The sequence below is a fragment of the Guptibacillus hwajinpoensis genome (assembly GCF_001039475.1).
GTDB classification, from domain to species: domain Bacteria; phylum Bacillota; class Bacilli; order Bacillales; family Guptibacillaceae; genus Guptibacillus; species Guptibacillus hwajinpoensis.
Map to the genome: position 1 here is coordinate 1,868,766 of NZ_LELK01000001.1, position 12,748 is coordinate 1,881,513.

The window sequence follows — 12,748 nt, forward strand, 5'->3', positions numbered from 1 at the left end:
AACATCGTCGGGATTACACTTGAGGAGTGATTGAAGAATGTTTAAGCGTCTCGCAGCATTTGCTACATCCGCAACTCTACTCATGTCAGTGGCTTTACCAGCTTCAGCTACAAATTTAGAAGGAAAAGAAGCACCTAGCTATGCAAACGAGCAACAACTTGCTCCACAAGAACTTATTGTGCATTTTAACGACTCGACCAAATCTACATACGCGAAAGAACTTGTTTCTAAGCATGGCGGAAAAGTAATAGAAACAACAGATGAATTCATGGTTGTAAAAGTGAATGGTTCTGTTACTGAAGCTATTAAAGTGTTGGAAGAAAATAGCTCTGTTGAGTATGCAGAACCGAACTCTATGTTTCACGCGAACCATGTTCCTAACGACCCTTTCTACAAAACAAAACAGTACGCTCCTCAAAAAGTAAAAGCTGAGCAAGCCTGGGATGTAACTCAGAGCAATTCCTCTATTAAGATTGCTGTTATTGATACAGGTGTTGATTACAATCACCCAGATCTTGCTGGCAAGGTCGTTAAAGGCTATGATTTCGCGGATAATGACAATGACCCAATGGATGAGCATTACCATGGTACACACGTATCCGGAATTGCAGCAGCTAACACGAATAACGGAATTGGAATCGCAGGTCTATCACCGAACGCTTCCATTCTAGCAGTCCGTGTTCTCGATGAAAGTGGTAGCGGTTCACTTGATGACGTTGCACAAGGCATTCGTTATGCAGCAGATCAAGGTGCTCAAGTTATTAACTTAAGCCTTGGAGGCATTCTTGGTTCTCAAACATTGAAAGATGCTGTTAACTACGCTTGGAATAAAGGATCGGTCGTAGTCGCAGCTGCTGGTAACGAAAGCTCACCAAAGCCAAGCTACCCTGCTTACTACTCTAATGCAATTGCTGTAGCAGCAACAGATCAGAACGACACAATCGCATACTATTCGAATTACGGAACGTGGGTTGATATTGCTGCGCCAGGATCTAGCGTCTATTCCACTATGCCCGGGAATAGCTATGACAACTTGTCCGGTACTTCTATGGCATCACCAGTTGTTGCAGGTGTTGCAGGACTTCTAGCTGCACAAGGACGTAGCGCTTCTGAGATTCGCACAGCTCTTGAAGAAACGGCAGATTACATTACTGGAACGGGAGCACTTTTCCAAAACGGACGTGTGAACGCAGCGAACGCTGTTCAGTACTAAGTCTAAGAAGTAGTTTAAGAGGATGCCCTTATAAGGGCATCCTTTTTTCTTTAAACCTAAATGCTTTTCTTTCTAAACCTTTGCATCGCATACCTAATAGATCCTTCTCACTATCACCTCCCTTTCACCTGAAACTGAAATACATAATTTCTATTTCACATTCATTTATTACGACTTTCGCTAATAAAATACTTAAAGATTTTAGAGTTTCGAAATGACTGAACAAAGGGTGTGATGGTATGTTGAAACGCATAAGGAGATCGATTGGCACACAATACCAGAAACCAGTTGGCTTGCTAGGTTTATATGTCGGAGAACGGATGATTCGTGAACATCGACCCGACACATTATGGACATTAGGTTTATTGAAGTTATCCAATAACGAGCGCTTATTAGAGCTAGGTTGTGGTTCAGGATATGCACTGAAACGTTTACTGGAGCATGCTGAAGTTAAAGAAGCTGTAGGGATAGACATCTCAGAATCTATTTTAAAATCTGCTGCGATCAGGAATTGGAAAGGAAGAACGAAAGGAAGGGTGAGATTAGAACAAGGTGACGTTAAAAATCTTCCGTTTGAAAATGACTACTTCACTAAGGTTTATAGCATTCATTCGGTGTATTTTTGGGGTGATTACCAGAAAACGATAGAAGAAGTGTATCGAGTGTTAAAGCCAAAGGGAACGCTACTCATTACGCTTTGTAATGGACGTAACGGTGAGTCGAAAAGCGAAATTCAGAAACTGATCACTCATAACCTTGTGCCAAACATGCTTCGAACAGGGTTTCAAAATATTAAATGCATTAAGGGAGAAGTAAATTCACAGCAGTACCAAACTGTCACCATCTTTGCAGAAAAATGATGCTAATAGACCGCTCAGAGTGTTATTGTCTAGCGGTCTACTATTCTTCATAAAATCCAACAAACAAGCATTCGCTTCGTAAGATCATATCATTGTAGGTTTGACCATTCAATTACCAGAGTGGCTCATCTTCATTGCTTAGTTGAATATAAAAAGGAGATAAAAGGATTGTCATGCTGAAAATCGCTAAGCTAAATATAAGATAAAATGAGAGCGACATATTGATAACAACGGAACAGGCAAGAGGAATAAGAACAAGCATCGATGTTAGACTTGAACGCTTCCTCGCTTTAGGCGTTAAGTATTGTTTCTTATTGCAATTTGGACAAGTAGATTTATAGTTAAACGTTAATTTCAGCGATTCACTCCATCGCCATTGGTAGCCACAGTTCTGGCATATTGGCATCTTGATCCCTCCAAAAATTTGATTCTTTTATTTCATATGTATATCTCGTATTACGAGGGGAGGAACTTTAAAGTTTCACGTTCATTGAAAAAGGTAACTTCTGTGAAGTTACCTAATCGAGTTTCTTATGCCTCACGCTGCTGAAGCTTCTTTACGTGATCTGTATGAAACGGAGAATCTTTCACCTCATTCACCACGCTGAATGAATTTCCATCAAGGTCATAGAAATCAAAGCACGTCATCCCGCCAAAATCACTAAGCTGTGTTGTTCTTACACCATTATTTCTTAATTGGTTATATACACTTTCGATGTCTTCTACTAAGAAATTAAAGTACGCATTTCTTACCTTTTCGTTAACTTGAAACTCAGAAGAAGCTGCTTTTTCAACTTGTACTAGCCCCAACTGCGTCAAACCATCCGAGAAATAATAGCCAATTCCTTTTTCAGATCCTTCTCCCCACTCCTGAATTTTCTTCACACCTAGATTCTTTTCATACCACAAGCTTGCTTCCTCTAATTTCGTTACAGGGATAAAAATACTACCAACTCGGAACATGTACATTTCTCCTTCCTACATAGATTGTACTTAATACAGTGCCCACCTCTCCATCTCCCCTCACTGTCATTCCACTTTGTACTGTTCACCATATTCAAAAGAAATCCTTCTGAAATTGCAATAAACAGAAGTTTTCAGAAAAAGTTTTGACATCTTAAGAGATTTACTGTAAATTATCAAATGGACGAACATTTACACCAATAAAAAACGTATTATTCGTTTTTAGGAGTGATTTTCATGGAAAACGTATTTGATTATGAAGATATTCAATTAATTCCCGCGAAATGCGTCGTTAATAGTCGAGCGGAATGCGATACTTCTGTAACGCTTGGCAAACATACATTTAATCTACCAGTTGTTCCTGCGAATATGCAGACCATCATCGATGAAACAGTAGCCGTTTCGTTAGCTGAAAACGGATATTTCTATGTGATGCATCGTTTTGAACCTGAGAAACGAATTAATTTTATGAAAGATATGAACGCTCGAAACTTAATCACTTCGATAAGTGTTGGTGTGAAGTCGGAAGAATATGCCTTTATCGAACAATTATCCGAGCAGAACCTTACACCTGACTACATTACAATTGACATCGCTCACGGGCACTCGAATGCAGTTATTGATATGATTGGACACATCAAGGAGCACTTACCAGAGAGCTTTGTAATTGCAGGAAATGTTGGAACTCCTGAAGCAGTGAGAGAATTAGAACATGCTGGAGCAGATGCTACGAAAGTAGGCATAGGACCAGGTAAGGTTTGCATTACGAAGATTAAGACCGGTTTTGGCACAGGAGGCTGGCAGCTAGCTGCACTTCGTTGGTGTGCAAAAGCAGCAACGAAGCCGATCATTGCAGATGGTGGTATTCGCACACATGGAGATATTGCCAAATCTGTTCGCTTTGGAGCATCCATGGTTATGATTGGTTCCTTGTTCGCAGGACATGAAGAATCTCCAGGTGAGACGTTTGAAAAAGACGGTAAGCTTTTCAAAGAGTACTTCGGATCCGCTTCTGAATTCCAAAAAGGGGAAAAGAAGAATGTGGAAGGCAAGAAAATGTTTGTTGAGCACAAAGGTTCACTAAAGGACACATTGATCGAAATGGAGCAAGACCTTCAATCAGCGATCTCCTACTCTGGCGGAGACAAATTAGAAGCCATTCGCACAGTCGATTATGTTGTTGTAAAGAACTCCATCTTTAACGGCGATAAAGTTTACTAGAATTATATAACAAGAAAAGCAGTTGCTATAGTAGCACTGCTTTTTTTATAGGCTCTTTTCTAAAAGATTGTTGTTTTGAAAAGTATGTGTAATAAAAAACCACACTTAGCTAATTGAAGCGGAAGGATGCTCGACTCCTGCGGGATTAGCGGGACAGGTGAGTCACCGCAGGAGCGTTAGCGACGAGGAGGCTCAAGTGTCCCGCCCCCCGGAAAGCGAGCATCCTGGAGCGGAAATTCACCCACTCTTACAGCAACAATGTATACGAAAGGAACCTTTCTAAAAGATCGTTGCTTTTGAAAAGATTTTAGTATAAACCACCACACNGAAAGCGAGCGGAGCGGAAATTCACCCACTCTTACAGCAACAATGTATACGAAAGGAACCTTTCTAAAAGATCGTTGCTTTTGAAAAGATTTTAGTATAAACCACCACACTTCGCTAATTGAAGCGGGAGGATGCTCGACTCCTGCGGGATGAGCGGGACAGGTGAGACCCCGCAGGAGCGTTAGCGACGAGGAGGCTCAAGTGTCCCGCCCCCCGGAAAGCGAGCATCCTGGAGCGGAAATTCACCCACTCTTACAGCAACAATGTATACGAAAGGAACCTTTCTAAAAGATCGTTGCTTTTGAAAAGATTTTAGTATAAACCACCACACTTCGCTAATTGAAGCGGAAGGATGCTCGACTCCTGCGGGATGAGCGGGACAGGTGAGACCCCGCAGGAGCGTTAGCGACGAGGAGGCTTACCGCCCGCCCCGCGGAAAGCGAGCATCCTGGAGCGGAAATTCACCCACACTTATACCAACAGGGTATAAGAAAAGAACTTTTTTATCAAAACGACGTTCCTTAACAAAAACAGGAAAATATATACTTGTTATTTCATTCTGAATTGTTTTACTATTAAGTTATTATACTTTTTCTGTAAAGGAGCCTTCTATGCTGTCAAAAGTGAAACAGGCCATATTTATGAGACGTTTAGAAAAAATGCTCTCAAACTATCAAATCAATGTGATGCATTATATTCCCGGTCGGATTCGGATTTCATCACCCTACTGGACAGGAAACTCAAAGATCATTGAAACGTTAATGCCTATTCTTAAAATGGAAGATAAAATCCTCTCAGTTCGACATACACCTGAAACCGGAACGCTTTTAGTGGAATACGACGCGACTCCAGATGTTCAATCAGCCCAAATTGAAGCGTGGTTCGAACTTGTTCAGAAAGTTCATAACAACGTAATCACTAAAGAAGTGACTCACTTATGATGCAATCACTTATCGGTTTAGGCGCGTCACTAATCGCTCCGACCCTAATGAAGAAATTAAAAGACCAGAAAGTTCAAGTTGTTCATGCGATGCCAGGTCGCGTTCGATTGCAAAGTGATCACTGGAAAAACGAACAAATTGCACGTGCACTTGAGAGCGAATTCTCAACAATTCCACTCGTAAAAAATGTAAGCGCATCCGGAATAACAGGAAGCTTACTATTAGAATTTACTAGCGACCACCTTACACCCGAACAATTCGATGAAATCGTTCAGCTAGCGGTTACTACTTCTACAGAATGCTATCGCTACATAGATTCTAAGATGAAGAAGTCGATGAAAAAAAGCGTACATTCCGTTGATACGATGATAAAGAAGCAAACAGGCGGAAATGCCGATATTGAATCCTTATTAGTACTTGGACTGGTGTTTAAAGGCGCGACGGGGTTTACGACTAATCCAGCATTTGCAGGTAGTTTATTGTATTGGGCATATACGCTACTGACAAGGGAGGATGGCAGATCGTGAATACCTTAATCAGGATAAGGCACCAGTTGCCTGGTCGAACCAGGCTCTCTCTTCAAAATGAATGGAATCCAGGTACAATCGAATCCATTGTTCGGTCCTATCCAGGGGTATTCTCTGCCACCTACAACACTGAAACGAAATCAATCCTCATTCATCATGAGTACTTCATTCACGCTAGGCAACTCGTACAATATATTCACCATTTTCATCCCCCAAAAGAAAACAATTTCAGCTATAAACGGGAATTACTTTTTGGTGTATCAGCTCTAATCGTTGACCTTCTCATTCCCGCGAGAAGCTTACTCGGGTATAAACAGCTTCTACGACCAGGAGCCATTCTTAGTGTTTATGCTTCTAGAAACATCCTTCGTAATGGTGCTGGTACCCTTCTGCATGACAAAAAACCAAACGCTGATACATTAAGCTCTGCAGCTATTATCGCTTCTCTCTTGAAAGGTAATCCGCGTTCGGCCCTTGTCATTCTTTTTATGTCCACACTAAGTGAAATGATTACAGAGCTAACTGCGAATAAGACGAAAAACTACGTTAGAGATATGATGAACCTCGATATATCAACCGTTTGGAAAGTTGATCGTAATGGAGTTGAAAAGAAAGTTTCGATGCAAGAAATCAAACCTGGTGATGAAATTGTAGTATTTGAGGGAGAGAAGATTTGTGCGGACGGTACGATCACGAAAGGATCTGCAAGCGTTGATGAATCGTCAATAACAGGAGAGTACATTCCAAAAGATGTCCATCAGCAACATGAGGTTTATGCAGGTACAATCGTCACATCTGGTAACCTTCATATTCTTGTGGAGCAAGTAGGTAATGAAACGGCCGTATCTCGCATCGTTAAGTTGATTGAAGATGCTCAGCAGAAAAAAGCTCCTATTCAATCTTACGCAGATCAATTATCAGAACGGCTGGTCCCTCTATCCTTTTTACTTGCAGGTGCAATTTTCCTTACTACAAGAAGCTGGGATCGTGTTTTAAATATGTTGGTAATTGACTTTGTTTGCGGAATTAAATTATCAACAGCAACTGCGATTTCAGCCTCAATTGGTAAAGCAGCAAGAACTGGCGCCTTAATTAAGGGTGGCGAATACGTTGAGAAATTAGCTCAGTTAGATACTATTATTCTAGATAAAACGGGGACGATTACAAAAGGAAAGCCCGTTGTGAAACAAATCATTCCATACACAGGGTTCTCAGAACGTGAAATCCTTCGCTATGTGGCTTCTGCAGAAGAACACTCATCTCACCCAATTGCAGAAGCAATGGTTAATTTAGCAAGAGAATGGAATCTGAATCTACCTGAACATAATCATGAGCAAATTGAACAAATTGTCGGCCATGGCGTCAAAGCAGTCATCGGAGAGAAAGAAGTTCTAGTTGGAAACCGACGTCTTCTACTAAAAGAAAAGGTTGAACCTGCTGGATTAACGTTCATTAGTAAATTAGAAAATAGAAGCAATGCAGTATATGTGGCCATTGATGGGCATGTAGCTGGGATTATCGTAATTGAAGATGCTATCCGCGATGGAATGAAAAGAACCATCAATCAACTCAGGCGTGAAGGCGTAGATGAAGTGGTCATGATTACCGGTGATAAACATCAAGTTGCACAGGAGGTCCATCAAGAGCTTCAACTTGATCGTTTCTATGCAGAAGTAATGCCCCATGAAAAAGCTAGATATGTAAGAGATTATAAGAATGCTGGTAATACCGTCATGATGGTAGGAGACGGCATCAACGATGCTCCTGCACTTGCTTATGCTGACGTTGGCGTCACGATGGGTGGTAAACGAACAGATATTGCAGTCGAAGCAAGCGACGTGGTTATCACTTCTGACAACCCGTTGCTGTTGGGTGAAATGGTGCAGCTTTCTAAAAGGACGATGAGCACGATTCAACAGAATTTCACAATTACAATTGCCGTTAATAGTATTGCGATAATGCTAGGCGCATTTGGAGCAATTGCTCCTATTGTTGGTGCAGCTATTCATAATGCAGCTACAATAGGTGTTCTTTTGAATAGCACGAAATTATTGTTGAAGGAGGAGCGAGTGCAATGGAAGCAACCTTCGCAATTGCCCACGACATCCCTGGTCGAATCCGCCTGATTATTCCTGCCTTAATTGATAAGAAGGAACATGAGCAAATTAGTCAGTTATTTTCTTCTATCAAAGGAATTGAAGAGGTACGAATCGAACCTTTAATACAATCGATGGTTATATCTTACAACACAAGTATCATGAACAAGAAAATGATTCTACGTTTTATTAGCCTGTTCTTTAAGCAAACGATGTTTGATCCGTTAGATGATTTTATGGTGACGATTACCCCAGCTCTTAGAAAGAACTTTCTACGATCGCTCGTAACAGGCTTTCTATTGCTTCTTGCCTATTTAAGGAAGTCGTCCGTTGCTACACCTGGATTTCTCGATTATGCTGTCGTCATCTCCACTGCCTATACCGTACTTTCTCACGGACAGAATAAGCTTCGGCATCCTGATGTTATCACTGGGATTGTCAGCATGCTTTCCTTAGGAACAGGTAACATTCTCCACGTAGCTACATTAACGTGGGCCGTGAACATTATCGAATTACTAAATGATATGAATAAAAGCAAAGCGCTTTTATAATAAATAAAAACTTCTAGGAGGAATTAATATGGTTATGAATAAAGATTTTGTAATGGGCTTCGTATCGGGTACTGTTGTAGGTGCTGTTGGTTATCGTATTTATGAACAAAATCAAGGTCAGCTGTCTCAATTAATTCAAAATCCGGTTTCAAACGGCATGCAATCTCTACAACAGGCTTTTCCACAAAAGCAAGAGCTTACAGTAGAGGATTTAATTCTACAAAAAGAGCGTCTTGAAGATTTGATTGCTGAGAAGAAAGTAAACAATAGTTAATGTAATAACGTAATAACGCAGACTTTTGAAAGTTGTTGATTTCCGCTCCAGTGGGGTCTCACCTGTCCCGCTAATCCCGCAGGAGTCGAGCACCTTCCGCTCCAATCTGCGAAGTGTGGTTATTTAAACAAAACCTCTTTCAAAATCAATAGCTGATTGGAATGACACAGTTCTAAATAGTAAACTTATCTACAAGACTTTCTTGAAGAACCTGTTTCAAAAAAACGATTAAAAAGCCTACATTCACTATTGAATGTAGGCTTTTTGTATATTGCTCTGCACTGGTTCTATTCTTTTTGATCAGTAATCAACATATGGCCTGGTGCATGAGTGATCATGATTTCAGGTTTTGCATTCAATCCTACGTACTGTGGAGTTACACCACAGGCCCAAAATACAGGAATTCGTTCCTCTTCATTAAAAGGTGTGAATTCTCCGTAGTCGGGGTGTTCAAATGTGTGAATGCCAATTTCGGCAGGATCTCCGATGTGAACGGGTGCTCCATGCGCATGTGGAAACATTGAGGTAATTCGAATGGTTTCTTCCAATTCCTCTTTCTTGATCGCACGCATACTCACGACCATATCTCCTTTAAAGCTACCCGCTTCCTCACATGAAATAGATGTTTGATACATTGGAACAACCTTCTTCATTTCTTGATGAAGTAAACTGATTCCGGCTTCATTCAAGGCTTTCTCAAATGTGAAACTGCACCCTAACAGGAACGTTACAAACTCATCCTCCCACACGTCTGTTAAATCAAATGTTTCTCTCTCTAGAACTCCGTTTTTGTATATACGGTATTTAGGAAGATCTGTTCGAATATCTGCATCAGCAATCCTTGGAATCACTTGTCCCGCTTCAAGTACATCAACAACTGGACATGGCTTCGAATTACGGTGGCAGAATAATAGAAACTCAAACGCGTATTTAGCTGGTAGCGAAATCATATTTGCTTGAAGATAACCATCGCATATTCCTGAAGTAGTTCCGTTCTCAACATTCTCCCTATATTTAAGGCGCTGTTCTTTAGGATGCATCATCATCTCTCCTCTTTACTAATTCCTCTTTTCGTAGACATTTTTGCTATAAGCGAGGGTTACTTTCCGCTCCAGGACGCTCGCTTTCCGCGGGGCGGGCGGTGAGCCTCCTTCCGCTCCAATTAGCGAAGTGTGGCTTTTTATATAAGAAATTCTTTCAAAAGCAACAATCTTTTAGAAAAGAGCCTTACTAATTCATGAATTTTTAGGTAGTTGATTGCTACAACTCCCCTTCACTAACGTAGACTAGAAACCTTTTCTAACGTGCGAATCAATCGATCATTGTTTTCGTATATGTCTTGAGATTCTTCTACAGATACTTCTCGGAAGTGAATTTTGCAACCTGGCATCGCCTGCGCGAGGTAAGGAATATCACCTGAAATAACCGTCGCGATTCTCGTATATCCTCCCGTGGTCTGACGATCAGCCATCAGAATAATCGGCTGCCCATTTGCCGGAACTTGAATCCCACCAAGCGGAATCGCTTCTGATATGATGTCAGCAGAGGTTGTGTGTTCTAATGTAGGTCCCTTTAACCGAAAGCCCATTCGATCTGACTGTGGGGTTACTTCATACGTTGATGATAGAAACGTATGAACGGCTTCATCTGAAAACGCACGATGATGAGGACCTAACACAACGCGAATCTCCATTTCGTTTGAATACGTTGGAACCTTGTCTCGATGCAACGCACGTCCACTTTTCCCGTTTTCTTCGCGAGCTCCATAAAGCACATCCCCTTTTTCAAGGGCGCGTCCTTCTAGACCACCTATGCCTGCTTTTAGATATGTGGATTTACTTTCCATCACAAAAGGAAGATCGAATCCTCCGGCTACACTGATGTAGGAGCGAGCGCCTTCAAGAGGCTGGCCGAATTCAAGTGTATCTCCCTCTTTTACTTCTAAACTTTTCCACATTGGTGCTTTCTCACCATTCACCTTTGGCGAGAGGTTACCTCCACAAATCGCGATAATGACGTCTTTCATAATCGCTAGTTTGGGTCCCATCACTGTTACTTCAATAACCGCTTCATTCCTCGGATTTCCTACTAGAAAATTAGCGATGTTCATAGAGAACGAATCCATTGCACCTGAAACAACGATGCCATATTGCTGATACCCTACTCGTCCACAATCTTGTATCGTCGTTAAAAGACCTGGTTTTGTAACTTTGAAAATCGCATTACTCATTGCCTTTCACTCCAGCAGATTCAATATGAATCCCTTCTTCTTCTAAGCGGCGTCTTAATTGCTGTACAAAACGCAGTGCCTCAGGCTCGTCCCCATGAACGCATATCGTATCAGCATTGATTGAGATATCCTGTCCATCTACAGCCGTTACTTTTTGCTCGGTCACCATTCGAATGACGCGTTTAACTGCAGTATCAGCATCGTGAATCATGGCGTTCGGTTCTGACCTTGGCGTTAACGTCCCATCTGGTTGATACGTACGATCTGCAAATACTTCCTCTGCAACAGTTAAACCAACTTCTTTACCCGCACGAACAAGTTCACTTCCAGCTAATCCATATAAAACAAGATCTGGATTCACAGAATAGATAGCGCTTGCAATCGCTTTGGCAATTGGATAATCTTTCGCAGCTCGATTATAAAGAGCACCATGTGGCTTTACGTGCTGCACACGTGCTTGGTGCACATTCGCGATACCCTGAATAGCTCCAACTTGATAAGCAACTAGGTTAAATACCTCATCAGGAGAAAGGTTCATATCACGACGGCCGAAGCCTCCTAAATCAGGAAATCCTGGATGTGCACCAATTCCAACTCCAAGTGAATGAGCTAATTTCACTGTTTTCATCATGACATTATGGTCACCAGCATGATACCCACAAGCGATATTAGCAGATGAAATAAACTCAAGTACGTTCTCATCGTTTCCAATTGTGTAGGCACCAAAACTTTCACCAAGGTCACTATTTAAATCAACTGACTTCATCTCTATCCCACCTTTTTCTCCTCTGTTTGTACAACGTACTCTCCACGTTTAATCGCAGAATCGATTTCTGTATATTCCTCTTTACTAATCGACACAAATCGTAAATAGTGTCCTGATTCTAGTAGAATTGGTTCTTCGCTTGAAGGATCATATAGTTTAACTGGTGTTCGACCAATGATTTGCCAGCCGCCTGGAGATTCGAGTGGGTATATTCCTGTTTGAGAGCCGGCAATACCAACTGATCCAGGAAGAATCTCCGCACGTGGATCAACGCGTCTTGGCGTTGCAATCTCCTCTGGCATTCCTCCTAAATAAGGGAAGCCAGGTACAAAGCCCATCATGTAGATAAGGTAATCCTTGTTAGCATGAACGTTAACCACTTCTTCCTCACTCATACCGTTTGATTCTGCCACAAACGAAAGATCTGAGTCTTCATCACCATAATAAGTTGGGATGATATAAACAAGAGAAGCAGACGCTGCTTCTCTTCCATGCTGTTGGTCATTTATCGCTTCAAGCTTTTCTTGTAGTAGTCGGTACGAAATTTTGTTTGGAACATAATAAATCGTTAACGTTGTGTAAGCCGGAACCCATTCCACTACACCGTCAATCGGATGATCCGATAGTTCTTCCGCAAACATTCTTATCTTCTGATTCGTTTCTTCTGAAATCTCGGTACCGAATACAAGTTGGATTCCTGTATCACCGAGTGGATGATAATCAAGATTCACACATGTTCCTCCTAACATATAAGAAAAGTTCTTTTAGTATCCTTTATT

14 protein-coding genes are annotated in these 12,748 nt (G+C 41.4%); 8 read left to right on the forward strand and 6 right to left on the reverse strand.

The annotated features are described in order from the left end of the window. The first annotated feature begins 37 nt into the window (after positions 1-37). Together AB986_RS09365 and AB986_RS09370 are read left to right on the forward strand one after the other, a co-directional pair. Positions 38-1,213 (forward strand): S8 family peptidase, encoded by a 1,176-nt coding sequence (locus AB986_RS09365; protein WP_048310562.1) that lies wholly within the window; start codon positions 38-40, stop codon positions 1,211-1,213. A 239-nt stretch (positions 1,214-1,452) separates the two neighbouring features. Further along, on the forward strand, positions 1,453-2,073 hold the full coding sequence (locus tag AB986_RS09370) for a class I SAM-dependent methyltransferase (protein WP_048310563.1): 621 nt from the start codon (positions 1,453-1,455) through the stop codon (positions 2,071-2,073). A gap of 112 nt (positions 2,074-2,185) precedes the next feature. Here the strand turns inward: AB986_RS09370 and AB986_RS21590 are convergent, their stop codons facing one another. Both AB986_RS21590 and AB986_RS09375 read right to left on the reverse strand, forming a co-directional pair. Next, positions 2,186-2,479 (reverse strand): TIGR04104 family putative zinc finger protein, encoded by a 294-nt coding sequence (locus AB986_RS21590; RefSeq protein WP_084006471.1) that lies wholly within the window; start codon positions 2,477-2,479, stop codon positions 2,186-2,188. A 125-nt stretch (positions 2,480-2,604) separates the two neighbouring features. Next, positions 2,605-3,036, reverse strand: a complete 432-nt coding sequence (locus tag AB986_RS09375) for a VOC family protein (RefSeq protein ID WP_048310564.1) — start codon at positions 3,034-3,036, stop codon at positions 2,605-2,607. A 237-nt stretch (positions 3,037-3,273) separates the two neighbouring features. Between AB986_RS09375 and guaC the strand changes: the two genes are divergently transcribed. The 6 genes from guaC (at position 3,274) to AB986_RS09410 (ending at position 8,973) form a co-directional block, all read left to right on the forward strand. Continuing rightward, positions 3,274-4,257, forward strand: a complete 984-nt coding sequence (gene guaC / locus AB986_RS09380; RefSeq protein WP_048310565.1) for a GMP reductase — start codon at positions 3,274-3,276, stop codon at positions 4,255-4,257. A 938-nt stretch (positions 4,258-5,195) separates the two neighbouring features. Then, the gene (locus AB986_RS09390) at positions 5,196-5,525 is read left to right on the forward strand and encodes an HMA2 domain-containing protein (protein ID WP_048310567.1); all 330 of its coding nucleotides are present in this window, start codon (positions 5,196-5,198) and stop codon (positions 5,523-5,525) included. Then, entirely contained in the window at positions 5,522-6,052 is a 531-nt protein-coding gene (locus AB986_RS09395; RefSeq protein ID WP_048311042.1) for an HMA2 domain-containing protein, read from the forward strand. The genes AB986_RS09390 and AB986_RS09395 overlap by 4 nt, the downstream gene beginning before the upstream one ends. Beyond that, positions 6,049-8,178: a heavy metal translocating P-type ATPase gene (locus AB986_RS09400; protein ID WP_084006472.1), complete on the forward strand. Its 2,130-nt coding sequence runs from the start codon at positions 6,049-6,051 to the stop codon at positions 8,176-8,178. Before AB986_RS09395 ends, AB986_RS09400 begins: the two co-directional genes overlap by 4 nt. After that, complete coding sequence (locus AB986_RS09405; RefSeq protein ID WP_048310568.1) at positions 8,127-8,699, forward strand: HMA2 domain-containing protein; 573 nt, start codon at positions 8,127-8,129, stop codon at positions 8,697-8,699. The genes AB986_RS09400 and AB986_RS09405 overlap by 52 nt, the downstream gene beginning before the upstream one ends. Positions 8,700-8,727: 28 nt before the next feature. Further along, on the forward strand, positions 8,728-8,973 hold the full coding sequence (locus tag AB986_RS09410; RefSeq protein WP_048310569.1) for a hypothetical protein: 246 nt from the start codon (positions 8,728-8,730) through the stop codon (positions 8,971-8,973). Positions 8,974-9,260: 287 nt separating this feature from the next. Here AB986_RS09410 and AB986_RS09415 read toward each other — a convergent pair whose 3' ends face one another. The 4 genes from AB986_RS09415 to pxpB all read right to left on the reverse strand — a co-directional run bounded on the left by AB986_RS09415 (position 9,261) and on the right by pxpB (position 12,700). Beyond that, positions 9,261-10,013: a putative hydro-lyase gene (locus tag AB986_RS09415; RefSeq protein ID WP_048310570.1), complete on the reverse strand. Its 753-nt coding sequence runs from the start codon at positions 10,011-10,013 to the stop codon at positions 9,261-9,263. Between the two features lie 236 nt (positions 10,014-10,249). After that, positions 10,250-11,203 (reverse strand): 5-oxoprolinase subunit C family protein, encoded by a 954-nt coding sequence (locus tag AB986_RS09420; protein ID WP_048310571.1) that lies wholly within the window; start codon positions 11,201-11,203, stop codon positions 10,250-10,252. Further along, the gene (locus AB986_RS09425; protein WP_048310572.1) at positions 11,196-11,969 is read right to left on the reverse strand and encodes a LamB/YcsF family protein; all 774 of its coding nucleotides are present in this window, start codon (positions 11,967-11,969) and stop codon (positions 11,196-11,198) included. Before AB986_RS09425 ends, AB986_RS09420 begins: the two co-directional genes overlap by 8 nt. A 2-nt stretch (positions 11,970-11,971) precedes the next feature. Continuing rightward, on the reverse strand, positions 11,972-12,700 hold the full coding sequence (gene pxpB / locus AB986_RS09430; protein WP_236690338.1) for a 5-oxoprolinase subunit PxpB: 729 nt from the start codon (positions 12,698-12,700) through the stop codon (positions 11,972-11,974). Positions 12,701-12,748: the final 48 nt, after the last annotated feature.

Excerpts from the sequence above, each read along its gene's own strand:
- AB986_RS09365 (WP_048310562.1), top strand. The coding sequence starts at position 38 with ATGTTTAAGCGTCTCGCAGCATTTGCTACATCCGCAACTCTACTCATG.
- AB986_RS09370 (WP_048310563.1), top strand. The coding sequence starts at position 1,453 with ATGTTGAAACGCATAAGGAGATCGATTGGCACACAATACCAGAAACCA.
- AB986_RS21590 (WP_084006471.1), bottom strand. The coding sequence starts at position 2,479 with ATGCCAATATGCCAGAACTGTGGCTACCAATGGCGATGGAGTGAATCG.
- AB986_RS09375 (WP_048310564.1), bottom strand. The coding sequence starts at position 3,036 with ATGTTCCGAGTTGGTAGTATTTTTATCCCTGTAACGAAATTAGAGGAA.
- guaC (WP_048310565.1), top strand. The coding sequence starts at position 3,274 with ATGGAAAACGTATTTGATTATGAAGATATTCAATTAATTCCCGCGAAA.
- AB986_RS09390 (WP_048310567.1), top strand. The coding sequence starts at position 5,196 with ATGCTGTCAAAAGTGAAACAGGCCATATTTATGAGACGTTTAGAAAAA.
- AB986_RS09395 (WP_048311042.1), top strand. The coding sequence starts at position 5,522 with ATGATGCAATCACTTATCGGTTTAGGCGCGTCACTAATCGCTCCGACC.
- AB986_RS09405 (WP_048310568.1), top strand. The coding sequence starts at position 8,127 with ATGGAAGCAACCTTCGCAATTGCCCACGACATCCCTGGTCGAATCCGC.
- AB986_RS09410 (WP_048310569.1), top strand. The coding sequence starts at position 8,728 with ATGGTTATGAATAAAGATTTTGTAATGGGCTTCGTATCGGGTACTGTT.
- AB986_RS09415 (WP_048310570.1), bottom strand. The coding sequence starts at position 10,013 with ATGCATCCTAAAGAACAGCGCCTTAAATATAGGGAGAATGTTGAGAAC.
- AB986_RS09420 (WP_048310571.1), bottom strand. The coding sequence starts at position 11,203 with ATGAGTAATGCGATTTTCAAAGTTACAAAACCAGGTCTTTTAACGACG.
- AB986_RS09425 (WP_048310572.1), bottom strand. The coding sequence starts at position 11,969 with ATGAAGTCAGTTGATTTAAATAGTGACCTTGGTGAAAGTTTTGGTGCC.